Below are 22,100 nucleotides of genomic sequence, written 5' to 3' on the forward strand. Positions count from 1 at the left end.
ATTTCAGGTAACTCGCGGATGAGACTTGCCGTGTACCCCGCGTTGTCGTGAGCAGGCCCGAGAAGGCAGGATGACCGCATGACGCACGCGATGCTGAAGGGGTCGAACGTCCCGCTGAAAGCCACCACGGTACGCGCCGTGCTGCGCTGGACCCCCGGGCAGGGGGTCCCGGACGTCGACGCCTCGGCGCTGCTCCTCGGCCTCGACGGCCGTGTGCGCTCCGACGAGGACTTCGTCTTCTACAACCAGCCCCGGCACCCTTCCGGGAAGGTGTGGCGGCTCGGCAAGAAGCGCGTCGCCGAGGGCCTCACGGACACCATCCAGACAGATCTGTCCGGTGTCGAGTCCGGCGTCGGCCAGATTCTGCTGGTCGCTTCGGCGGACGGCGTGACGTTCGACCGCGTACGTTCCCTCACCATCGTGCTGTACGACGCGGCAGCCGACGGCGAGCCGCTGGCCACGTTCGACATCCGCCCCGAGACGGGCGAGGAGACGGCGCTGATCTGCGGCGAGCTGTACCGGCGCGGCGAGGGATGGAAGTTCCGCGCCCTGGGCGAGGGCTACTCCAACGGCCTCAAGGGCCTGGCCACCGACTTCGGCATCTCGGTGGACGAGTCGGAGGAGGCAGCGGGCGCGGCTCCCGAACCGGCCCCGCAGACTCCCAGCCTCTCCCAGCCCCTGCCGCCCGAGCAGCCGACCTCGGCCGTCCCCCAGCAGCAGCCGGCGTACGGCTACCCGGCCAGTCTCCCGACCTACGGGTACGGCTATCCGGACGGCTCCTTCCGGCTCCCCCCGCAGGGCCCCCAGTTCGTCGGACGGTGAGCCGCCGGGGGTTCGGGCGCTACTTCTCGACCTTCGTCTTGTAGCCCCGGCCCCACGTCAGTCCCCAGCCGTACAGACGATCCAGTTCCGCCTGGAATCCGTAGACGAACCGCACCTCGCGCCGCACCATGAGCTCGTCCTTCACGTTCTCGATCATCACCACCGCGCAGGACCGGGCCTGCGGGTGCCGTTCGTCGAGGCCTATCTCGATCCGCGGCCCGTTGCTCGGGTACAGCGTGACGATCGCGTGCGTACGGTCGAACGCCGGCGTCTGGTCGTAGATGTAGACGAAGACGAGCAGCCGCTTGATCTGTTCCCGGTGGTCGAGGTTGACGTACATCGTCTCGCCGGACGCCGACCCGAACCGGTCGTCCCCGCTCAGCTTCACGTACGGTGCCGCGTTCACGTCCCCCAGCAGGCCACCCAGCGGCTGTACGACCCCCTTCGTCCCGTCGGCCAGCTCGTACAGGCACCCGAGGTCGAGGTCGACGTTCACCATGCTCTGGCTGTGTCCGACGACCTCGGGCGGCCGCAGCGCCTTGAAGGGGTGCCGCAGCAGGCTCTCCCGCTGCGGTCCGCCGATGTCGGACGTCCGCATCCGCCAGGTCAGGTTGACGCGCAGGTTGCCGGTCGCGGCTCCCTGCTTGGTCAGGGAGACCTGATGATGCCGCTTGGTCAGTTCGATCGCGTTGGTGGCCGCGTTGCCCGAGTCGAAGTCGGCGGCCCGGCTGCCGAGGAGCCCGTCGAAAATGCCCATTCCCGCCCCCACGTCCACTGATGAAAACCGGCGGGGCGGCCGGTGGAGGACTCGTCCTCACCGGCCGCCCCGCTCAGAGCGTTCCTCGCTCCAAAGGTGATCACACCCCGGACGAGACCTCAGTCTTCTCGTCCGAGCCCTGGGCTTTTCCCTCAGCCGCCGCCAATGCGCGGTTGCGGCGCACGGAGGACCAGAAGGACCACCCGATCAGGACGACGCCGACGAGGCCGGTGATGACCTCGTTGATCTGGTACTGGATGGTGACCATGAGGATCACGGCGAGGGCGCCGATCGCGTAGTGGGCGCCGTGCTCGAGGTAGACGTAGTCGTCGAGGGTGCCCTGGCGGACCAGGTACACGGTCAGCGAACGGACGTACATCGCGCCGATGCCCAGACCCAGCGCCATCAGCACGATGTCGTTGGTGATGGCGAAGGCGCCGATCACGCCGTCGAAGGAGAAGGACGCGTCGAGGACCTCGAGGTAGAGGAACATGAAGAACGCGGCCTGACCGGCCAGGACGACCGGCGAACGCTTCTTGCCGGTGCGCGCGGCCTCTTCCTCCTCCTCGTGCTCGCGTTCCTCCTCTTCTTCGAGCTTGTCCTCGAAGTAGCCGGAGAGCCCGCCGACGACCATGTACGTGATCAGACCGGCGATGCCGGAGATCAGCACCGTCTCCGCCTTGTCGGCGTGCGCGCCGCCGTGCTGGTGGGCGTGGGCCGCGAAGGTGAAGGAGCTGATCAGCAGGACGATCAGCGCGATGCAGACCGACAGCATGTCGACCTTGCCGAGCTTGGCCAGCGGGCGCTCGATCCAGCGCAGCCACTGGATGTCACGGTCCTCGAAGATGAAGTCCAGGAAGATCATCAGCAGGAACATGCCACCGAAGGCGGCGATCGACGGGTGGGCGTCGGTGACCAGCTGCTGGTACTGGTCCTTGTCGTTGAGCGCGAGGTCGACGGCGTCGATCGGGCCGATCTTGGCGCTGATGGCGACGATCACGACGGGGAAGACCAGCCGCATGCCGAAGACGGCGATGAGAACACCGATCGTGAGGAAGATTTTCTGCCAGAAGGCACTCATCTTCTTCAGGATCCCGGCGTTGACCACCGCGTTGTCGAAGGACAGCGAGATCTCGAGGATGGAGAGGATCGCCACGATGCCGAAGGCCTCCCACCCCCCGTAGAAGACCGCTGCGACCAGGCCGAGCGCGGTGACCGCGAACGACCAGCCGAAGGTTTTCAGAAGCACTGGCTACCCAATCGTGTATGTACGGGTCTCCCCCGCGCCGTACTCGGCTTTACCAAAAGTTGACGTTGACTGCAGAGTCTACGGTGCGGCTCACCCGGCCGGGAGCTTGGCCTGGATCCGGCCGGAAAGCCGCAGGTCTTGCGAGGTCAGCCATGGGAGCGAGGCTTCGCCCCCTCGAAAATCACGAGGAACGGGGAGACGTAGCCGGATGCCTCGACGGGCGTGGCATGACCGGCCACCACCAGCACGACGCCGGCGATCAATGCGGCGCAGTACATCAGGGCGTTGATCACCTGGCTGGGGCGTTGCGATTCGCTGGGCATGAAACTGGCTCCCGCCCTTCCGCCGGAGCCACTCTGCGTAAGCGGCTCTTTACGAAACGTTGACCCCGAAGTCTAGAGCGATGCCCCGGAGACCCGAGGCGTACCCCTGCCCCACCGCCCTGAACTTCCATTCGCCCTGGTAGCGATAGAGCTCGCCGAAGATCATCGCGGTCTCCGTGCTGGCGTCCTCGCTGAGGTCGTAGCGGGCGAGTTCCTGCCCGTCGGCCTGGTTGACGACGCGGATGAAGGCGTTGGAGACCTGTCCGAAGGTCTGGCCCCGCTCGTCGGCCATGTGGATGGAGACCGGGAAGACGATCTTGTCGCACTGGGGTGGCACCTTGGAGAGGTCCACCAGGAGCGACTCGTCGTCGCCTTCGCCCTCACCGGTGAGGTTGTCGCCGGTGTGTTCCACCGAGCCGTCCGGGCTCTTGAGCTGGTTGTAGAAGACGAACCACTCGTCCCCCATCACCCGCCCGCTGTTGCACAGCAGCGCACTGGCGTCGAGGTCGAAGGGGGCTCCGGTGGTGGAGCGCGCGTCCCAGCCGAGTCCGATCATCACCTGAGTGAGGTTCGGCGCGGCCTTGGAGAGGGAGACATTGCCTCCCTTGGCGAGCGTGACGCCCATGATTGCTGGTCCTCCCCTAGGTGGTGCTCAGGTGCTTCCTCTTCGGTTGTCCTGCACGTCCGGCGCCGCCCGTAAACGGTGCGGCGCCGGACGGTCGGACCTTCGGTCCCTGCGGGTGGCTCAGACGTTGACGCCGAAGTCCTGCGCGATACCGCGCAGGCCCGACGCGTAGCCCTGTCCGATGGCCCGGAACTTCCACTCCGCGCCGTGCCGGTACAGCTCGCCGAAGACCATCGCGGTCTCGGTCGACGCGTCCTCGCTGAGGTCGTAGCGGGCGATCTCGGCGCCGCCGGCCTGGTTCACGACGCGGATGAACGCGTTGCGGACCTGACCGAAGGACTGCTGCCGGTTCTCCGCGTCGTAGATCGACACCGGGAAGACGATCTTCTCGATGTCGGCCGGGACCCCGGCGAGGTTGACCTTGATCGCCTCGTCGTCGCCCTCGCCCTCACCGGTGGTGTTGTCGCCGGTGTGCTCGACCGAGCCGTCGGGGCTCTTGAGGTTGTTGAAGAACACGAAGTTGGCGTCGCTGCCGACCTTGCCGGAGCTGTCCAGCAGCAGCGCGCTGGCGTCCAGGTCGAAGTCGGTGCCGGTCGTGGTGCGGACGTCCCACCCCAGACCGACGATGACCGCGGTCAGGCCCGGGGCCTCCTTGGTCAGCGATACGTTGCCGCCCTTGCTGAGGCTGACTCCCACAAGTCCTCCATTGGTGTCCTGGGGCGGGGAGCCCCTGGTGCGTCGGATATCGGATCAACGAGTCGATCCTAGTGACGGGTTCCCGCCCCACGCAGGCCCTGGAGCCGAAGAATCACAGGGTGTCGAGCGCGGCGACGTACTCACCGAGGTCCCGGGCGTCCGGCAGCGCGTTGACGACGGTCCAGCGCACCAGGCCCTCCTTGTCGATGACGAAGGTGCCGCGCACCGCGCAGCCCTTGTCCTCGGCGAAGACGCCGTAGGCGCGACTGACCTCACCGTGCGGCCAGAAGTCGCTGAGCAGCGGGTACTCCAGGCCCTCCTGCTCGGCGAAGACGCGCAGGGTGTGGATGGAGTCGTTGGAGACGGCGAGCACCTGGGTGTCCCGGTCGGCGAACTTCGGCAGGTTGTCGCGCACCTCGCACAGCTCGCCGGTGCACACGCCGGTGAAGGCGAAGGGGTAGAAGAGCAGGACGACGTTCTTGCTCCCGCGGAAGTCGGAGAGCTTCACGGCCCGGCCGTGGTTGTCCTTGAGCTCGAAGTCGGGGGCCTTGTCGCCGACCTGGATCGCCATCGCCTGGTTTTCCCTTCGGTGGGGCTGTCTGGGTGACTCCACCCTACGCAGCGACCGCCGAAAGACGCCGAACGGGCTGAGCACGAGGACCCAGCCCGCCCGGCGTCACTTCACAGCACTTCTTCGGACGTCACTCCCTGGACGTCACTTCTTGGACTTCGCGGCCTTGGGCGTCACCAGCCGGCTGCCGCTCCAGTCCTTGCCCACGCTGACGCTCTTGCTGGCCGACAGACCCGCAGTCGTCGAGGCTTCGGAGATGTCGCTCGGCTCCACGTATCCCGTACGGCCGGTCTTCGGCGTCAGGAGGAGGATCGACCCGCCTTCTTCGATGTACGTGGTGGCGTCCACCAGCGCATCCGTCAGGTCTCCGTCATCGTCGCGGAACCAGAGCACCACGGCGTCGGCGACGTCGTCGTAGTCCTCGTCCACCAGATCGCTGCCGATGACTTCCTCAATGGACTCGCGGAGCTCCTGGTCGACGTCGTCGTCGTAGCCGATCTCCTGGACCACCTGCTCGGGCTGGAAACCCAGCCTGACGGCAGGGCTGGTCCGCTCCTCCGCGTGGTCCGCGGTCGCGCTCACGGGTTGCCTCCTGATCATGTTTTGGGGAATTACTCAGCCACGCGCGTGCGCGAAGCATTGGCCGTAGTCCACACGGACGGGACGGATCGCGCAAGTACCCGGCGGTTCGGACCGCCGAAACGGTGACGATCCTGGCCGTGTCGACGCAACTCCAGGCACGCGATTCGGACGGATGGTGACGTACACCACACCTATCTGCCCTGTTTGCGTATTTGAGAACCATCCAAGGGTACGAGATTCGAACGAGTGCCGGTTACCTCGGGGTAGAGATGACGTTTGCGGCCCCTAGGTACACGATGGGGGCGGTGCAGGCACTGGAGAGTCAGCGAGACACCCCGCGAGGCACCCGCGAGGCACGAACGAGAAACACCGTCCCACCCAGCCCTCTGACAGGTAAGGAACAGCGTGGCTTCCGGATCCGATCGCAACCCGATCATCATTGGCGGCCTTCCGAGTCAGGTTCCTGACTTCGACCCCGAGGAAACCCAGGAGTGGCTCGACTCCCTCGACGCCGCGATCGACGAGCGCGGCCGGGAGCGGGCCCGCTATCTGATGCTCCGGCTGATCGAGCGGGCCCGCGAGAAGCGCGTGGCCGTGCCCGAGATGCGCAGCACGGACTACGTCAACACCATCCCCACCCGGGCCGAGCCCTTCTTCCCGGGCAACGAGGAGATCGAGCGCCGGATCCTCAACGCGACCCGCTGGAACGCGGCCGTGATGGTGTCCAGGGCTCAGCGGCCGGGCATCGGGGTGGGCGGTCACATCGCCACCTTCGCCTCCTCCGCGTCCCTCTACGACGTCGGCTTCAACCACTTCTTCCGCGGCAAGGACGAGGGCGACGGCGGCGACCAGGTCTTCTTCCAGGGGCACGCCTCCCCGGGCATCTACGCGCGCGCGTTCCTGCTCGACCGGCTGAGCGAGCAGAACCTGGACGCGTTCCGCCAGGAGAAGTCGAAGGCGCCGAACGGGCTGTCCTCGTACCCGCACCCGCGTCTGATGCCGGACTTCTGGGAGTTCCCGACCGTGTCGATGGGTCTCGGCCCGATCGGCGCGATCTACCAGGCGCGGATGAACCGCTACATGCACGCGCGCGGGATCGCCGACACGTCGAAGTCGCATGTGTGGGCGTTCCTCGGCGACGGCGAGATGGACGAGCCGGAGTCGCTGGGCCAGCTGACCATCGCCGCGCGTGAGGGCCTGGACAACCTGACCTTCGTCGTCAACTGCAACCTCCAGCGCCTGGACGGGCCGGTGCGCGGCAACGGCAAGGTCATCCAGGAGCTGGAGTCGGTCTTCCGGGGCGCCGGCTGGAACGTGATCAAGCTGATCTGGGACCGCTCCTGGGACCCGCTGCTCGCCCAGGACCGCGACGGCACCCTCGTCAACCGGATGAACACGACGCCGGACGGCCAGTACCAGACCTACGCCACCGAGTCCGGCGCCTACATCCGCGACCACTTCTTCGGCGACGACCAGCGGCTGCGCGCGATGGTCGAGGGCATGACCGACGACCAGATCCTGCACCTGGGCCGCGGCGGTCACGACCACCGGAAGATCTACGCGGCGTTCAAGGCGGCCGTGGAGCACACCGGCCAGCCGACGGTCATCCTCGCCAAGACGGTCAAGGGCTGGACGCTGGGGCCGAACTTCGAGGGCCGCAACGCCACGCACCAGATGAAGAAGCTGACGGTCTCCGACCTCAAGGGCTTCCGCGACCGGCTGCACCTGCCGATCTCCGACAAGGAGCTGGAGGGCGGCCTCCCGCCGTACTTCCACCCCGGGCGGAACTCGGAGGAGATCCAGTACATGCACGACCGCCGCAAGGGTCTCGGCGGTTACGTCCCGACCCGCGTCGTGCGCTCGAAGCCGCTCGCGCTGCCGGACGACAAGACGTACGCGAGTGTGAAGAAGGGCTCGGGTCAGCAGTCCATCGCGACGACCATGGCCTTTGTGCGGCTCCTCAAGGACCTCATGCGGGACAAGGAGCTCGGCAAGCGCTTCGTGCTGATCGCGCCGGACGAGTACCGCACGTTCGGCATGGACTCCTTCTTCCCGAGTGCGAAGATCTACAACCCGCTCGGCCAGCAGTACGAGGCGGTGGACCGGGATCTGCTGCTCGCCTACAAGGAGTCGCCGACCGGGCAGATGCTGCACGACGGCATCTCGGAGGCCGGCTGCACGGCGTCCCTGATCGCGGCGGGCTCGGCGTACGCCACCCACGGCGAGCCACTGATCCCGGTGTACGTCTTCTACTCGATGTTCGGTTTCCAGCGCACCGGCGACCAGTTCTGGCAGATGTCGGACCAGCTGGCGCGCGGTTTCGTACTGGGCGCGACCGCCGGCCGGACGACCCTGACCGGTGAGGGCCTCCAGCACGCGGACGGCCACTCGCAGCTGCTCGCCTCGACGAACCCGGGCTGTGTCGCCTACGACCCGGCGTTCGGCTTCGAGATCGCGCACATCGTGCGGGACGGTCTGCGCAGGATGTACGGCAGTTCCGCCGAGCACCCGCACGGTGAGGACGTCTTCTACTACCTGACCGTCTACAACGAGCCGATCCAGCACCCGGCCGAGCCGGACGACGTGGACGTCGAGGGCATCCTCAAGGGCGTGCACCGCTTCAGCGAAGGCACTTCGGGGTCGATCCCGGCGCAGATCCTCGCGTCCGGTGTGGCCGTCCCCTGGGCGGTCGAGGCGCAGAAGATCCTCGCCGAGGAGTGGAACGTCAAGGCGGACGTCTGGTCCGCGACCTCCTGGAACGAGCTGCGGCGCGAGGCCGTCGAGGTCGAGCGGCACAACCTGCTGCACCCGGAGGAGGAGCAGCGGGTGCCGTACGTGACGCGGAAGCTGGCCGGGGCCGAGGGGCCGTTCGTGGCCGTCTCGGACTGGATGCGGTCGGTCCCCGACCAGATCGCGCGCTGGGTGCCGGGCACGTACCAGTCGCTGGGCGCGGACGGCTTCGGCTTCGCGGACACCCGGGGAGCGGCTCGCCGCTTCTTCCACATCGACGCGCAGTCGATCGTGGTGGGGGTGCTGACCGAGCTGGCGAAGGAGGGCAAGGTCGACCGGTCGCTGCTGAAGCAGGCCATCGACCGGTACCAGCTGCTGGACGTGTCGGCGGCGGACCCGGGGGCGGCCGGAGGCGACGCGTAGCGCTCTGCGTGCGAAGGGGTGGTGGAGCCGCGGCTTCACCACCCCTTACTCGTTCTTTACGATGCGGGCATGCAAGAACAATCGGCGCAGAGCCGGTGGGAGCTCTGGACCCAGCGCCCGTTGCTGGGCCTCGCCGTGGTGTTCGCCGTCGCCTACGCCGTGCCGATCGTGGACACCTCGGCCGACCACACGCTGACCACCGCCTGCACCGCGGTCGAGTGGGTGGTGTGGGGCGCGTTCGCCGTGGACTACGTGGTCCGGCTGGCGCTGACGTCCGACCGGCGGCGGTTCGTGCGCACACACTGGCTGGACCTGTGCGCCGTGTTGCTGCCGCTGGCGCAGCAGCTCAAGCTGCTGCGGTTGGTCTCGACGCTGCTGCTGGTGGGGCGGCGGGCGCGGATGGCCTCGCAGATCCGGATGACGACGTACGTCGTGGGGGCGGTCGTCGGGCTGCTGATGTTCGGGTCGCTCGCCGTGCTCTCGGTGGAGCGGGAGTCGCCGGACGGGAACATCCGCACGCTGGGTGACGCGCTGTGGTGGTCGTTCACGACGATGACGACCGTGGGGTACGGGGACCATGCGCCGACCACCGGACTGGGGCGGATCATCGCCGTCGGGCTGATGCTCTCCGGGATCGCGCTGCTCGGTGTCGTGACCGCGAACATCGCCGCGTGGTTCATCGCCCGGTTCGACAAGGACGACGTCGAGGAACGCGCCCAGACGGAGGCGATCCTGGCCCTGACGCTGGAGGTACGGGCGCTGCGGGCGGAAGTGGCGGCGCTGCGGGACCGGCCCGAAGGGGCATTGCGGGACGGGCCGGACGGGGCGCTGCGCCCCGGGCCCCCGCCCGTGCCGACCCACCAGCCGTCCCGGTAGGCCGAAGGGCGACGGTCGGCGCTACAGCAGCCCGTTGCCCGTGCCGGTCGCTCCCGCCAGCCAGATGATCGCCAGCAGGGTGTCGATCGCGCCGAGGGCGACGGCGACCAGGGCCGGTACCGGACGGGAACCCGCCCAGCTGCGGCCCATGGCCAGCCAGCCGCAGACGATCGCCGCCGGGCCGAGGATGATCCCCAGCGCGAAGAATCCGGCGATCGCGCAGACGAGGCCGACGATGCCGAGCGTCGCGCGATCCGGCCCGGTCCGTGACCCCATGCGGCCACGTGAGCGGGGGTACCTGCGCGTGCCGTTTCCGAAGCCGGCCATCGAACAACTCCCTGGATTCCGGGGATGTGTTGTTCTTCGGGTACCCGCGACACGCGGAACATTCCCCGCAGTTGCCGGGCAGTCGGCGCGCTGTCCCCCTCCGGCAGCGCGCCGCGGCCCTGGCCGTCCTCCCATCCGGAGGACTTGACTAACTGTGACCTGCGACGCGCGCCGGATGCGAGGAACCTTTAGCGTCGTCACCCGGATAGGGGAAAGTTGTTGAAGTTCCGTCAGATGTGACCCACGCCCGCGCCCGCCTCCGCGTTCTCGCCCCGCTTGGTGAGCAGCGCGACGAACACGGCGACGACCGCCACTCCGGCGGCGACGAGCGAGGCGAGGCTCATCCCGGAGATGAACGTGTCGTGGGCGACGTCCGTGATCTTCGCGGCGATCGCTTCGGGCGTTCCCTCGGCCACCGGCGCCACGCCGACCTGGACCGCCTCGGAGGCCTGGTCCAGCTGGGCGGAGGTGAGCTCGGGCAGGCCCGCGCCCTTCCAGTTGGCGGGCAGGTCGCCGTCCACCTTGGAGGCCATCACGGCACCCAGGACGGCCGTACCGAGGCTGCCGCCGATCTGCATGGCCGCCTGCTGGAGACCGCCCGCGACGCCGGACAGCTCCATGGGGGCGTTGCCCACGATGACCTCCGTCGCGCCGACCATGACCGGGGCGAGACCGAAGCCCAGCAGGGCGAACCAGATCGACATGAGACCGCTGCCGGTGTCCGTCTCCAGCGTGGACATGCCGTACATGGCGATCGCTGTGGCGGCCATACCGCCCGCCAGCGGGATGCGCGGGCCGAGCTTGGTGATCGCCGCGCCCGCGAGCGGGGAGCCGACGATCATCATGCCGGTCAGCGGAAGCAGGTGCAGGCCCGCGTCGATCGGGCTCATGCCGTGCACGTTCTGCAGGTAGAACGTCACGAAGAACAGGCCGCCCATGAAGGCGATCGCCATCAGGACCATGAGGACCACACCCGCCGACAGCGGGACCGAGCGGAAGAGCGCCAGCGGGATGAGCGGCTCCTTCACCTTGGTCTCCCAGAAGGCGAAGGCCGCGAAGAGCACCGCGGAGCCGACCAGGAACGCCCAGGTAAGGCCGTCGGCCCAGCCCCAGGTCGGCGCCTTGATCAGGGCCCAGACCAGGCAGAACATCGCGCCCGAGAGGAAGGCGATGCCGAGGAGGTCGAAGGAGCGCGGGGCGTTCTCGGCGCGGTGGTCGAGCAGGATCACCACGCCCAGGACCAGGGCGAGGGCGCCGACCGGCACGTTGATGAAGAACACCGACTGCCAGTTGACGTGCTCTACGAGGACACCGCCGAGGATCGGGCCGCCGGCGGTGGACGCGCCGATGACCATGCCCCACAGGCCGATGGCCATGTTGAGCTTCTCGGCCGGGAAGGTCGCGCGCAGCAGACCCAGCGCGGCCGGCATCAGCAGGGCGCCGAACAGGCCCTGGAAGACGCGGAAGGTGACGACCAGCGCGATGCTGTCGGAGAGGCCGATCGCGCCGGAGGCGGCCGCGAAGCCGACGACGCCTATCAGGAACGTCTGGCGGTGGCCGAAGCGGTCACCGAGCTTGCCCGCGGTGATCAGGGAGACCGCGAGGGCGAGGAAGTAGGCGTTGGTGATCCACTGGACCTCGGCGAAGGTGGCGCCCAGGTCGCTGGCGATGGCCGGGTTGGCGATGGCCACGATGGTGCCGTCGAGGGCCACCATCATGACGCCGACGGCGACGGTGATGAGGGTGAACCACGGGTGGCCGCGCAGCCCCTTGGCGGGCGGTCCGTCCGACGGGTCCGCCGGCGCCTTGCCGCCCGGTCCCGTCGCGTCGATGGTGGTCTGACTGGTCATGCGTTCGAGGTTAGTGACAGCCGCTGACAATTGACAAACGAGTTCAGAAGTCGGTAACTGACACATCATGGAAACTCTGCGTGAGCGCAAGAAGCAGCGCACCCGGGACGCGCTGCTGCGCGCCGCGGTGGAGCTGTTCACCTCGCAGGGATACGAGGGGACCACCGTCGACGAGATCGCCGCCGCCGTCGACGTCTCGCAGCGCACCTTCTTCCGCTACTTCGCCGGGAAGGACGAGGCTGCGCTCGCCCTGGTGGAGATGACGGTGGAACGGTTCGTCGAGGCGGTGCGCGCGCGCCCGCCGCACGAGCCGCCGCTGGAGGCGCTGCGCCAGGCGGTGCTGGACGGCTGGTACTCGATCAACGAGGTCGTCGAGTCCGTCGTACCCGTGGAGCTGTATCTGCGCATGTACCGGGTGATCGAGTCGACGCCGGTGCTGCTCGCCGCGCATCTGCGGCGCTCGGTGGAGGTGGAGGAGGACCTCGCGCGGGTGATCGCCGAGCGCGAGGGGCTCGACGTGGACGCCGATCCGCGACCGCGGCTGGCGGTGGCCGTGTTCAGCGGGGTGATGCGGGTGACGGAACGGCAGTGGTCCACCGGCGCGGACTTCAGCCTGGACCGGATCCGCGCGCTGACATCCCTGTATCTCGACGGGGTGGGTCCCGCCCTGCTGGGAGACTGGCGCGAGACCTGACGGACATACGCGAGACCTGGCGGACATAGAGGCCTAAAGGCCTTTATGACCCTCGCCACGCCCGCCGAAACGTGATCCCCGTCACTTGGGTCACCCGAGACCCTCTCGTTCTCCTAGTGTGTCCTTTCAGTGACTTCCTTCGACACCTCCCCGCAACTCAACGCCTGGCGCGCACTGGCCGCCCTGGCCGTGGTGTTCGTGATGCTGGCGACCACCGGCTGGACGGCCCTGCGCCATCAGCGGGAGACCACCGCTCTCCAGACCTCGCGCTCGGAGTGGGAGCACGGCCGGCTGGCCGGGCACCGGTTGCCGGACCCCGGTTCCGCCCCCGCCCGGCTCGCGCGCTTCTTCGCCTCGCTGACCGCCCCGCAGCGGACCGTGCTCGTGCACGACTACCCGCTCGCGGTGGGCAACATGAACGGCGCCCCCGCCGAGCTGCGCTACCGCGCCAACCGGGTGGCGCTGCTCCAGCAGATCCGGCTCGAGCGCACCCGCATGCACGACAGCCGGCTCACGCCCTCGGGGCAGCAGCTGGCCGGCCGGCGCATGCACCGCTACGAGTCGATGAGCACCGCCGACCGGCAGATCCTCGCCTTCGATCCGGAGGGTTCCGGCCGGGTCGCCGAGGTGTTCGGCAGCCTGGACAAGGCCGAGCGGATCTCCGTCGTCGTCCCCGGCGTCGACACCGACCTGCTCACCTTCCAGCGCACGAACCGCAAGTACTCGGCGCCGGTCGGCATGGCCCAGGCCCTCTACTCGGCCGAGCGCGAGGCGAGCCCCTCGACGCGTACGGCCGTGATCGCCTGGGCCGACTACACCTCCCCCGACGGCCTCGGCATCGACTCGGCCACCGCGATGCGCGCCGAGAGCGGCGCCGTCCGGCTGAACGCCCTGCTGACCGCCCTGCCGGGCAGCGCGCCCGTCTCGATGTTCTGCCACAGCTACGGCTCGGTGGTGTGCGGGGTCGCCGCGCACGCCATGCCGGACCGGGTGGCCGACATCGCGGTGGCCGGCAGCCCCGGGATGCGGGTGGAGAACGCGGCCCAGCTGGACACCGACGCACGGGTGTGGGCGATGCGGGACGCCGACGACTGGGTGCAGGACGTGCCGCACCTGGAGGTCGGCGGTCTCGGACACGGCGAGGACCCGATGGCGCGGGAGTTCGGTGCGCGGGTGCTGTCGGCGCGGGAGGCCGAGGGCCACGGCGGCTACTTCGAACCGGGTACGGACAGCCTGCGCAACTTCGCCGAGATCGGCACTGGCGCGTACCGCTCGGTGGAGTGCGCCCACGATGCTGCCGCCTGCACGGCGGGTTTGTCCGATACGACAGAGGCCGGACGCGCGTAGAGACGCAGGAATTGCGGCGCGCGCGGGGAGGGGACGAAGAATGGGTGTCCCGCATACGATGAGCCGCATGGGTGACGTACTGGCCGGATTTCATGCCGCCTGGGAGTTCGATTCCGACTCCGTCCTCATCCGCTACGAACGGGGGCTGCGCACGCCCAAGCTGCTGTCGGCACTGGGTGAGCGCCGGATTCCGCTGACGGCCATCGGTCGGGTGACCCTGACCGCAGGCAAGCGCGGAACGGTCGTGCTCCAGGCGGAACCGAGGCCGGGAGCCGATCCGTTGATGGAGGCGGCCGCGGGACAGCTCAAGGAAGGGTGCGACCCGTACCGGCTGGTGCTGCCCGCCGAACGGGAGACGCTCGCCGAGTACTACGCCGACGAGCTGCGGGCGCGGCTGACCGACTCCGGGCCGGCGGAACGGTTCCTCGTGGACGCGCCCGAGGCGCCGCTGTCCTTCAAGGCGTACGACGGGAAGGCCTCGTTCGACGGGCGCACCGTGCGGTTCCGGTGGTTCTGGACGGGCGCCTCGTCGGCGAAGTGGAAGGCCGGCGACCAGAGTTTCGCCGTGTCCGCGCTCACCGGGGTCGAGTGGCGGTCGCCCGAGGTGTTCGAGGGGCATCTGCGGCTGCTGCGCGGCGAGGCCGCTCCGGCCCAGGCCGACCAGGATCCGGCGACCGTCGTCTTCGGGCTGGGGTACGGGCCGGTGCACGAGTCTCTGCCGTTCGCGGCGGCGGTCCTCGCGGCGGTCCGCGGGCGCGGATCCGCGTCGGCGGTCCAGGCGGCGGCCGTCCCGGCAGCGACTGTGGTCGCGCCGCGCCGGGACCCCGCCGACATCGCCGAGCGGATCCGCCACCTCGGGGAGCTGCACCTGGCCGGGCTGGTCACCGACGAGGAGTTCTCCGCCAAGAAGGCCGAGTTGCTGGCCGAGCTCTAGGGCCTGATCCGAACGGGCGGGCCCCGGCCCTCACTCGCGTCCGGCCGAGGTGAACCTCATGTCCGGGTAGCGGTCGCCCGCCACCTTGCCCGCGATGGGCTCCAGCGCCGCCAGTTCCTCCGGCGTCAGTTCGATGGCCGTCGCCGCCGCGTTCTCCTCGACCCGGGTGGGCTTGCGGGTGCCCGGGATCGGGACCACCGACAGCCCGTGGACCTGGGACTGCTGCTGGACCCAGGCCAGGGCTGTCTGACCGGGCGTCGCCCCGTGGGCCTGCGCGATCGCGCGGATCGGTTCCAGGAGCGCCCCGTTGGCGATGGCGTTGTCGCCGGTGAAGCGGGGCTGCTGGCGGCGGAAGTCGTCGGCGGTGAGGTCCTGGTCGGCGTTGGCGAAGGAGCCGGTGAGGAAACCCCGGCCGAGCGGGGAGTACGCGACCAGGGTCACGCCCAGTTCACGGGCCGCCGGGACCACCTGGGCCTCGATGTCACGGCTGAACAGCGACCACTCCGACTGCACCGCGGCGATGGGGTGGACCTCCTGGGCCGCGCGCAGTTCGGCGGCCGTCACCTCGCTCAGGCCCAGCTGCTTGACCTTGCCCTCGCGCACCAGTTCGGCCATCACGCCGACGGTGTCCTCGATCGGCACGTTCACATCGCGCCGGTGCATGTAGTAGAGGTCGATGACGTCGACGCCCAGCCGGCTCAGGCTCGCCTCGACGGACTGCCGGATGTAGGGCGCGTCGTTGCGGATGATCCGCCGGGTCGGGTCGTCCGGCGGGACCGCCAGGGCGAACTTGGTCGCGATCACGACCTCGTCGCGGTGGGCCTCGAAGAACGGGGAGAGGAACTTCTCGTTCTCGCCCGCGCCGTACGCGTCCGCCGTGTCGTACATCGTGACGCCGAGCTCCAGGGCGCGTTCCAGGGTGGCCCGGGACTCCTTCGCGTCCGAGGGGCCGTAGGCGAAGCTCATGCCCATGCAGCCGAGGCCCTGGACGCCGATCTCGGGGCCCTGTCCGCCGAGTCGAGCCGTCGGGATCCTGTGGTCGGTCATCGGGCGGTCCCTTCCGCTTCGTGGTGCTGGACGCCGGTGGCGTCTCCGTAGAAATTGATCTTGCGGTCGAGCACGGCGAGGGTGTCCTGGAGTTCGGCGATCCGGGCCCGGACGTCCCGCCTGGTCGCCTCCAGCAGCTCGTACCGCTCGCGGAACGTGTTCTCGCCCTCCCGCACCAGCTCGGCGTACCGCACCATGTCGGCGACCGGCATACCGGTCAGCCGCAGCTTCCCGACGAGGTCGAGCCAGTCCAGGTCACGGTTGCTGTAGCGGCGCTGGCCGGTGTGCGAGCGGTCGATGTGGGACATCAGCCCGATCCGCTCGTACCAGCGCAGGGTGTGGGCGGTGAGGCCGGTGAAGGCGACGACCTCGCTGATCGTGTAACTGTCCTGCCCGTCCGGACGGGGGTGCCGCGGGGGTGGCGCGGAGCAGACGTCCGGAGGGTTCGGGGTTTGCTCGATGGTCACGGGCGTGGTCTGCAACACCGTCATGTCCTCCAAGCTATGGCCTTGGAGTGCGCTCCAAGCAAGCGGAATCGGTAAGAAAACCGGGGGACGCGGCTTGATCACGATGGTTGGCGTGCGGGGCCTGAGTCCCGTACGCCGTGCCCTGTCCGAGGACGCCGCCGAAGTACTGCGGCTGCGCCAAGTGACGATCGACTCGATGGTGCCGGTGGGCACCTCCACCGGCTGGCATGCCGAGTCGCTGCCCACGCTGCGGGAGCGGCTGTCCGAGCCGGACGGGGACTTCGCCGCCTTCGTCGTGGATCACCCGGAACGGCCGGGGACGCTGGCCGCGCTGGTCGTCGGGACGATCGAGTACCGGATCGGCCGGGCCGGCAACCCGCGGGGGATCATCGGCTTCGTCTTCAGCCTCGCCACCGACCCGGACGCGCGCCGCCGAGGGTACGCGCGCGCCGGAATGGACACGCTGCTGGCCTGGTTCCGAGCGCGGGGCGTCGTACAGGTCCACCTCACCGCGTCCGCCGACGCGGCCCCCTCTACTCCTCCCTGGGCTTCGAGCCCAAGCCGGACCCCTTGATGGAGCGCTGCCGTGAGTCGCACAGGCCGGACGGCATAGGCTCGACGGCATGTCGCTCAAGAGCCTCGCGCTGATCGAGAACTGGCCGGTTCCCTCCGCCTCGGCGGGTGTCGTGCGGGCCGACGGTACGGTCCTGGGGACCCATGGCCCGGTCGGCCGGCGCTTCCCGCTGGCCTCGGTCACCAAGCCGCTCGCCGCCTACGCCGCCCTCGTCGCCTACGAGGAGGGGGCGATCGAGCTGGACGAACCGGCCGGGCCGCCCGGGGCCACGGTCCGCCATCTCCTCGCGCACACCTCCGGGCTGGCCTTCGACGAGCACCGGGTGACGGCGCCTCCCGGGGAGCGGCGGCTGTACTCCAACGCCGGGTTCGAGCAGCTCGGCGACCACTTGGCGAAGGCGACGGAGATCCCGTTCGCGGAGTATCTGCGGCAGGCGGTGCTGGAGCCGCTGGGAATGACCGGCACCTCCCTGGAGGGCTCCCCGGCGAAGGACGGCGTCTCGACCCTCGAGGACCTGCTGCGGTTCGCGGCGGAGGTGCAGGCGCCCCGGCTGCTGGATCCGCGGACGGTGGCGGCGGCGATGACCGTGCAGTACCCGGGGACGAAGGGCGTGCTGCCGGGATACGGGCACCAGAACCCCAACGACTGGGGACTCGGCTTCGAGATCCGCGACTCCAAGTCGCCGCACTGGACGGGGAGTTCCTCCTCGCCGCGCACCTTCGGGCACTTCGGCCAGTCCGGTACGTTCCTGTGGGTCGACCCCGAGGCGGGCGTCTCCGGGGTCGCCCTGACGGACCGGGCGTTCGGACCGTGGGCGGTCGAGGCGTGGCCCGCGTTCACGGACGCGGTGCTGGCGGAGGTCCGGGGCTGAACTCCTGGTCTCCCGGGCCGAACACCCACATCAGCAGCTCCGCGTCGGTCACGCCCACCGCCTCCACGTCCTTCGCGTCCGTGATGCGTGCCGCGTCCCCCGGCGCCAGCTCCTCGCCGTCCAGGCGGGCTTCGCCGCGCACGACGTGGACGTAGACGTGCGGCGCGTCCGGCACCGCCGTCCGCTCCCCCGCGCCCAGGCGCCGTACGTGCAGCATCGCGCCCGCCTCCGGGACGGCGTACGGGGTGGAGTCGGCGATGCCGCGGACCGTCTCGTAGGACGGGTCGCCGCCGGGGTCGAAGGGGGCCAGCCACATCTGGACGAAGGCCAGGGGCACGTCGGCGTCGTTGCGTTCCACGTGCCGTACGCCGCCGGCGGAACTGAGCCGCTGCACGTCCCCGGGGCGGACCACGCTCTCGTGGCCGGCCGAGTCACGGTGCGTGAGCTCGCCCTCGACCACCCAGGTCACGATCTCGGTGTGGCTGTGGGGATGCTCGTCGAAGCCGGCGCCGGGTGCGAGGCGCTCCTCGTTGCAGGCGATCAGCGGACCGAAGCGGAGGTTGCCGGGGTCGTAGTGGGGGCCGAACGAGAATGCGTGCCGGGTGTCGATCCCGGCGGCCGGGTCCCCGCCTCGGTAGCGCGCGTCGGCGCGCCGTACGTCCATCACGCGTCCACGGTAGACCCGCCGCCGCCCGGGCGGTGACCGTGCGACGACCGCGTGCCGCCCCCTCCCGCGACCCGGCGGCGCACGCCCCCGTCCCGATAAGGCAGTCTTGTCCCGTGCCCGAACCCGAAACCAGTCACCCCGATCCCGCGGCGCACGCCGTCCACCCCCACCCCGCGACGCTGAAGCGGCTGGAGAAGTCCTCCGGAAGCCTCGCCGCCCAGGCCATCGCGCGGATGGACGAGACACTGTCGTGGTACCGGGCGATGCCCCCGGAGAACCGTTCCTGGATCGGGCTGGTCGCCCAGGCGGGCATCGCCGCCTTCACCGAGTGGTTCCGGCACCCGGACGCCCCGCAGGCCATCTCCACGGATGTGTTCGGGACCGCGCCGCGTGAGCTGACCCGGGCCATCACACTGCGCCAGACCGTCGAGATGGTGCGCACCACCATCGAGGTCATGGAGTCCGCGATCGACGAGGTCGCGGCCCCCGGCGACGAGAACGTGCTGCGCGAGGCGCTCCTCGTGTACGCCCGGGAGATCGCCTTCGCCACCGCCCAGGTCTACGCCCAGGCCGCCGAGGCACGCGGTGCCTGGGACGCCCGGCTGGAGTCGCTCGTCGTGAACGCCGTGCTGAGCGGTGAGGCCGACGAGGGTGCGGTGAGCCGGGCCGCGGCCCTCGGGTGGAACGCGCCCGAGCATGTGTGTGTGGTCCTCGGGACCGCGCCCGACGGGGACTCCGAGCTGACCGTCGAGGCGATCCGGCGGGCCGCGCGACACGCCAAGCTCCAGGTCCTCACCGGGGTGCTCGGCTCCCGGCTGGTAGTGATCGCCGGTGGCAGCGACAACCCGCTCGCCGTCGCCAGGTCGCTGATCGGGCCGTTCGCCGCGGGACCCGTGGTGGCCGGACCCGTCGTACCCGACCTGCTCGCCGCGACCCGGTCCGCACAGGCCGCCGCGGCCGGACTCAAGGCCGGTTCCGCCTGGCAGGACGCACCCCGGCCGGTGCTGGCGGACGATCTGCTGCCGGAACGCGCGATCGCCGGTGATCCCGGTGCGCGTGAGCAGTTGGTGGAGGAGATCTACAGACCGCTCGAAGAAGCCGGGTCGGCACTCCTGGAGACGCTCGCCGTCTATCTCGAACAGGCGTCCAGTCTCGAAGGGGCCGCCCGGATGCTCTTCGTTCATCCGAACACCGTGCGCTACCGGCTTCGACGTGTGACTGACGTCACCGGTTGGTCGCCTTCGGATGTACGCTCCGCGTTCACGCTCCGGATCGCGCTGATCCTGGGGCGCCTGGTCGACGGCGATCCCCAGACCTAGGCTTTTGTCGGGGCTCCACAAAACCCCCTGCCGTTCTTCGTCCCTGTCCCCACGGGCGGCTTTGGCCGTCCACAAGAGAGAGTGTGAGAGTGCTCGTACTCGTCGCTCCCGGCCAGGGCGCCCAGACGCCCGGCTTCCTGACCCCCTGGCTCGAACTCCCCGGTGCCGCCGCCCGCGTCGCCGCGTGGTCGGACGTCATCGGCCTGGACCTCGCCCACTACGGCACCCAGGCCGACGCGGACGAGATCCGTGACACCTCGGTGGCCCAGCCGCTGCTGGTGGCCGCCGGAATCCTGTCCGCCGCGGCACTCGGCGACCTCGCGCCCGGCGCCGTCGCCGGCCACAGCGTCGGCGAGATCACCGCGGCCACCTTCGCCGGAGTCCTCGACGACACCGCCGCGCTGACCCTCGTCCGCAAGCGCGGCCTGGCCATGGCCGCCGCCGCCGCGATCACCGAGACCGGCATGTCCGCGCTGCTCGGCGGCGACCCCGAGGTCTCCGTCGCGCACCTGGAGAAGCTGGGGCTGACCCCGGCGAACATCAACGGCGCGGGCCAGATCGTCGCGGCGGGCACGCTGGAGCAGCTCGCCGCGCTGAACGAGGACAAGCCCGAGGGCGTCCGCAAGGTCGTCCCGCTGAAGGTCGCAGGCGCCTTCCACACGCGCCACATGGCCCCGGCCGTCGAGACCCTCGCCAAGGCCGCCGTGGAGCTCACGCCGGCCGACCCGAAGATCCGTTACGTCTCCAACCGCGACGGGCAGTCCGTCGCCACCGGCGCCGAGATCCTGGAGCGGCTGGTCGGTCAGGTCGCCAACCCGGTCCGCTGGGACCTGTGCATGGAGACCTTCAAGGAGCTCGGCGCGACCGCGCTGATCGAGGTCTCCCCGGGCGGCACCCTGGTGGGCCTCGCCAAGCGCGCCCTGCCCGGTGTGAAGACGCTGGCGCTGAAGACCCCCGACGACCTCGACGCCGCTCGCGAGCTCATCGCCGAGCACGGCGTCGCCTGAGGAGCCCTGATGGCGAAGATCAAGCCCAGCAAGGGCTCCCCGTACGCGCGGATCCTCGGGGTCGGCGGTTACCGGCCCGTCCGGGTCGTCCCCAACGAGGTGATCCTCGAGACGATCGACTCGTCCGACGAGTGGATCCGCTCGCGTTCAGGCATCGAGACCCGGCACTGGGCGAACGACGAGGAGACCGTCGCCGCCATGTCCGTCGAGGCGTCCGGCAAGGCCATCGCCGACGCCGGGATCACCGCCGAGCAGATCGGCGCGGTGGTCGTGTCGACCGTCTCGCACTTCAAGCAGACGCCGGCCGTCGCCACCGAGATCGCCGACAAGCTCGGCACGAACAAGGCCGCCGCCTTCGACATCTCGGCCGGCTGCGCGGGCTTCGGCTACGGCCTGACCCTCGCCAAGGGCATGGTCGTCGAGGGCTCCGCGGAGTACGTGCTCGTGATCGGTGTCGAGCGGCTGTCCGACCTGACCGACCTGGAGGACCGCGCGACGGCCTTCCTGTTCGGCGACGGCGCGGGCGCGGTCGTGGTCGGCCCGTCCAAGGAGCCGGCGATCGGTCCGACGGTCTGGGGCTCCGAGGGCGACAAATCGGAGACCATCAAGCAGACCGTGCCGTGGACGGACTACCGCGACGGCGAGGTCGCCAAGTTCCCCGCGATCACGCAGGAGGGCCAGGCGGTCTTCCGCTGGGCCGTCTTCGAGATGGCGAAGGTCGCCAAGGAGGCGCTCGACGCCGCCGGCATCACCGCCGACGAACTCGACGTCTTCATCCCGCACCAGGCCAACGAGCGGATCATCGACTCGATGGTGAAGACTCTCAAGCTGCCGGCGTCCGTCATGGTCGCCCGTGACGTACGCACCACCGGCAACACCTCGGCCGCCTCGATTCCGCTCGCGATGGAGCGGCTCCTGGCGACCGGCGAGGCGAAGAGCGGCGACACCGCGCTCGTCATCGGATTCGGGGCGGGTCTCGTCTACGCCGCCACTGTCGTTACCCTCCCCTAGGCACTCCGTGCCGGATCAACCGGTCCGGTGCGGGAGACACCCCATGCCACACCCTCTGGAATATCAAAGAAGGAGCGCCAAATGGCCGCCACTCAGGAAGAGATCGTCGCCGGTCTCGCCGACATCGTGAACGAGATCGCCGGCATCCCGGTTGAGGACGTCCAGCTGGACAAGTCCTTCACCGACGACCTGGACGTCGACTCGCTGTCCATGGTCGAGGTCGTCGTCGCCGCCGAGGAGCGCTTCGAGGTCAAGATCCCGGACGAGGACGTCAAGAACCTCAAGACCGTCGGCGACGCGACGAACTACATCCTCAAGAACCAGGCCTGAT

The 22,100-nt window shown here is 69.6% G+C and carries 23 protein-coding genes and 1 pseudogene; 12 read left to right on the forward strand and 12 right to left on the reverse strand.

Annotated features, from left to right (window positions below; translation table 11 throughout):
* The first annotated feature begins 78 nt into the window (after positions 1–78).
* Complete coding sequence (locus OG736_RS14500; RefSeq protein ID WP_057599839.1) at positions 79–822, forward strand: TerD family protein; 744 nt, start codon at positions 79–81, stop codon at positions 820–822.
* Positions 823–841: 19 nt separating this feature from the next.
* Here the strand turns inward: OG736_RS14500 and OG736_RS14505 are convergent, their stop codons facing one another.
* The 7 genes from OG736_RS14505 to OG736_RS14535 all read right to left on the reverse strand — a co-directional run bounded on the left by OG736_RS14505 (position 842) and on the right by OG736_RS14535 (position 5,625).
* Positions 842–1,579, reverse strand: a complete 738-nt coding sequence (locus OG736_RS14505; RefSeq protein ID WP_327182810.1) for a TerD family protein — start codon at positions 1,577–1,579, stop codon at positions 842–844.
* Positions 1,580–1,679: 100 nt separating this feature from the next.
* Entirely contained in the window at positions 1,680–2,828 is a 1,149-nt protein-coding gene (locus OG736_RS14510) for a DUF475 domain-containing protein (protein WP_327182811.1), read from the reverse strand.
* A gap of 146 nt (positions 2,829–2,974) precedes the next feature.
* A complete protein-coding gene (locus tag OG736_RS14515; RefSeq protein ID WP_020126911.1) occupies positions 2,975–3,151 on the reverse strand; it encodes a hypothetical protein in 177 nt (58 codons plus the stop codon).
* Positions 3,152–3,200: 49 nt separating this feature from the next.
* Entirely contained in the window at positions 3,201–3,776 is a 576-nt protein-coding gene (locus OG736_RS14520) for a TerD family protein (protein WP_020126912.1), read from the reverse strand.
* A 120-nt stretch (positions 3,777–3,896) separates the two neighbouring features.
* Positions 3,897–4,472, reverse strand: a complete 576-nt coding sequence (locus tag OG736_RS14525; RefSeq protein WP_020126913.1) for a calcium homeostasis/redox stress adaptation protein — start codon at positions 4,470–4,472, stop codon at positions 3,897–3,899.
* 112 nt (positions 4,473–4,584) lie between these two features.
* Positions 4,585–5,043, reverse strand: coding sequence for a peroxiredoxin (locus OG736_RS14530; protein ID WP_020126914.1), 459 nt, complete (start codon positions 5,041–5,043; stop codon positions 4,585–4,587).
* Between the two features lie 144 nt (positions 5,044–5,187).
* Positions 5,188–5,625, reverse strand: a complete 438-nt coding sequence (locus OG736_RS14535; protein WP_020126915.1) for a DUF3052 domain-containing protein — start codon at positions 5,623–5,625, stop codon at positions 5,188–5,190.
* Between the two features lie 405 nt (positions 5,626–6,030).
* Between OG736_RS14535 and aceE the strand changes: the two genes are divergently transcribed.
* Positions 6,031–8,778, forward strand: coding sequence for a pyruvate dehydrogenase (acetyl-transferring), homodimeric type (gene aceE / locus OG736_RS14540; protein ID WP_327182812.1), 2,748 nt, complete (start codon positions 6,031–6,033; stop codon positions 8,776–8,778).
* A 69-nt stretch (positions 8,779–8,847) separates the two neighbouring features.
* A complete protein-coding gene (locus tag OG736_RS14545) occupies positions 8,848–9,654 on the forward strand; it encodes a potassium channel family protein (protein ID WP_327182813.1) in 807 nt (268 codons plus the stop codon).
* Between the two features lie 21 nt (positions 9,655–9,675).
* Here the strand turns inward: OG736_RS14545 and OG736_RS14550 are convergent, their stop codons facing one another.
* Together OG736_RS14550 and OG736_RS14555 are read right to left on the reverse strand one after the other, a co-directional pair.
* On the reverse strand, positions 9,676–9,981 hold the full coding sequence (locus OG736_RS14550; RefSeq protein WP_327182814.1) for a small hydrophobic protein: 306 nt from the start codon (positions 9,979–9,981) through the stop codon (positions 9,676–9,678).
* 230 nt (positions 9,982–10,211) lie between these two features.
* Positions 10,212–11,831, reverse strand: a complete 1,620-nt coding sequence (locus OG736_RS14555; RefSeq protein WP_327182815.1) for an MFS transporter — start codon at positions 11,829–11,831, stop codon at positions 10,212–10,214.
* Between the two features lie 67 nt (positions 11,832–11,898).
* On the opposite strand from OG736_RS14555, the gene OG736_RS14560 reads away from it, so the two are divergent.
* From OG736_RS14560 to OG736_RS14570, 3 genes are all read left to right on the forward strand, one after another.
* Positions 11,899–12,525: a TetR family transcriptional regulator gene (locus OG736_RS14560; protein WP_327182816.1), complete on the forward strand. Its 627-nt coding sequence runs from the start codon at positions 11,899–11,901 to the stop codon at positions 12,523–12,525.
* Between the two features lie 129 nt (positions 12,526–12,654).
* A complete protein-coding gene (locus OG736_RS14565; RefSeq protein WP_327182817.1) occupies positions 12,655–13,872 on the forward strand; it encodes an alpha/beta hydrolase in 1,218 nt (405 codons plus the stop codon).
* Positions 13,873–13,930: 58 nt separating this feature from the next.
* A complete protein-coding gene (locus OG736_RS14570; RefSeq protein WP_327187608.1) occupies positions 13,931–14,806 on the forward strand; it encodes a DUF4429 domain-containing protein in 876 nt (291 codons plus the stop codon).
* 30 nt (positions 14,807–14,836) lie between these two features.
* Here the strand turns inward: OG736_RS14570 and OG736_RS14575 are convergent, their stop codons facing one another.
* Both OG736_RS14575 and OG736_RS14580 read right to left on the reverse strand, forming a co-directional pair.
* The gene (locus tag OG736_RS14575; RefSeq protein WP_327182818.1) at positions 14,837–15,853 is read right to left on the reverse strand and encodes an aldo/keto reductase; all 1,017 of its coding nucleotides are present in this window, start codon (positions 15,851–15,853) and stop codon (positions 14,837–14,839) included.
* Positions 15,850–16,344 carry a MerR family transcriptional regulator gene (locus OG736_RS14580; RefSeq protein WP_327182819.1) on the reverse strand — a complete coding sequence of 165 codons (495 nt, stop codon included), beginning with the start codon at positions 16,342–16,344 and terminating at the stop codon, positions 15,850–15,852. Before OG736_RS14580 ends, OG736_RS14575 begins: the two co-directional genes overlap by 4 nt.
* 97 nt (positions 16,345–16,441) lie before the next feature.
* Here OG736_RS14580 and OG736_RS14585 point away from each other — a divergent pair.
* Positions 16,442–16,899: pseudogene (locus tag OG736_RS14585) on the forward strand (GNAT family N-acetyltransferase); the annotation flags it as partial.
* A gap of 44 nt (positions 16,900–16,943) precedes the next feature.
* Positions 16,944–17,765, forward strand: a complete 822-nt coding sequence (locus OG736_RS14590) for a serine hydrolase domain-containing protein (protein ID WP_327182820.1) — start codon at positions 16,944–16,946, stop codon at positions 17,763–17,765.
* On the opposite strand, the gene OG736_RS14595 is transcribed toward OG736_RS14590, so the two are convergent.
* On the reverse strand, positions 17,731–18,429 hold the full coding sequence (locus tag OG736_RS14595) for a pirin family protein (protein WP_327187609.1): 699 nt from the start codon (positions 18,427–18,429) through the stop codon (positions 17,731–17,733). The genes OG736_RS14590 and OG736_RS14595 overlap by 35 nt on opposite strands.
* Positions 18,430–18,545: 116 nt before the next feature.
* Here OG736_RS14595 and OG736_RS14600 point away from each other — a divergent pair, with 116 nt between their 5' ends.
* The 4 genes from OG736_RS14600 (at position 18,546) to OG736_RS14615 (ending at position 22,099) form a co-directional block, all read left to right on the forward strand.
* Complete coding sequence (locus OG736_RS14600) at positions 18,546–19,751, forward strand: PucR family transcriptional regulator (protein WP_020126928.1); 1,206 nt, start codon at positions 18,546–18,548, stop codon at positions 19,749–19,751.
* Positions 19,752–19,840: 89 nt separating this feature from the next.
* Positions 19,841–20,758, forward strand: a complete 918-nt coding sequence (locus tag OG736_RS14605) for an ACP S-malonyltransferase (RefSeq protein ID WP_327182821.1) — start codon at positions 19,841–19,843, stop codon at positions 20,756–20,758.
* A 9-nt stretch (positions 20,759–20,767) separates the two neighbouring features.
* Positions 20,768–21,769, forward strand: a complete 1,002-nt coding sequence (locus OG736_RS14610; protein ID WP_327182822.1) for a ketoacyl-ACP synthase III — start codon at positions 20,768–20,770, stop codon at positions 21,767–21,769.
* An 81-nt stretch (positions 21,770–21,850) separates the two neighbouring features.
* Entirely contained in the window at positions 21,851–22,099 is a 249-nt protein-coding gene (locus OG736_RS14615; protein ID WP_020126931.1) for an acyl carrier protein, read from the forward strand.
* Position 22,100 lies beyond the last annotated feature (1 nt).

Source organism: Streptomyces sp. NBC_01334, from assembly GCF_035983595.1.
In the GTDB taxonomy this organism is placed as follows: Bacteria; Actinomycetota; Actinomycetes; order Streptomycetales; family Streptomycetaceae; genus Streptomyces; species Streptomyces coriariae.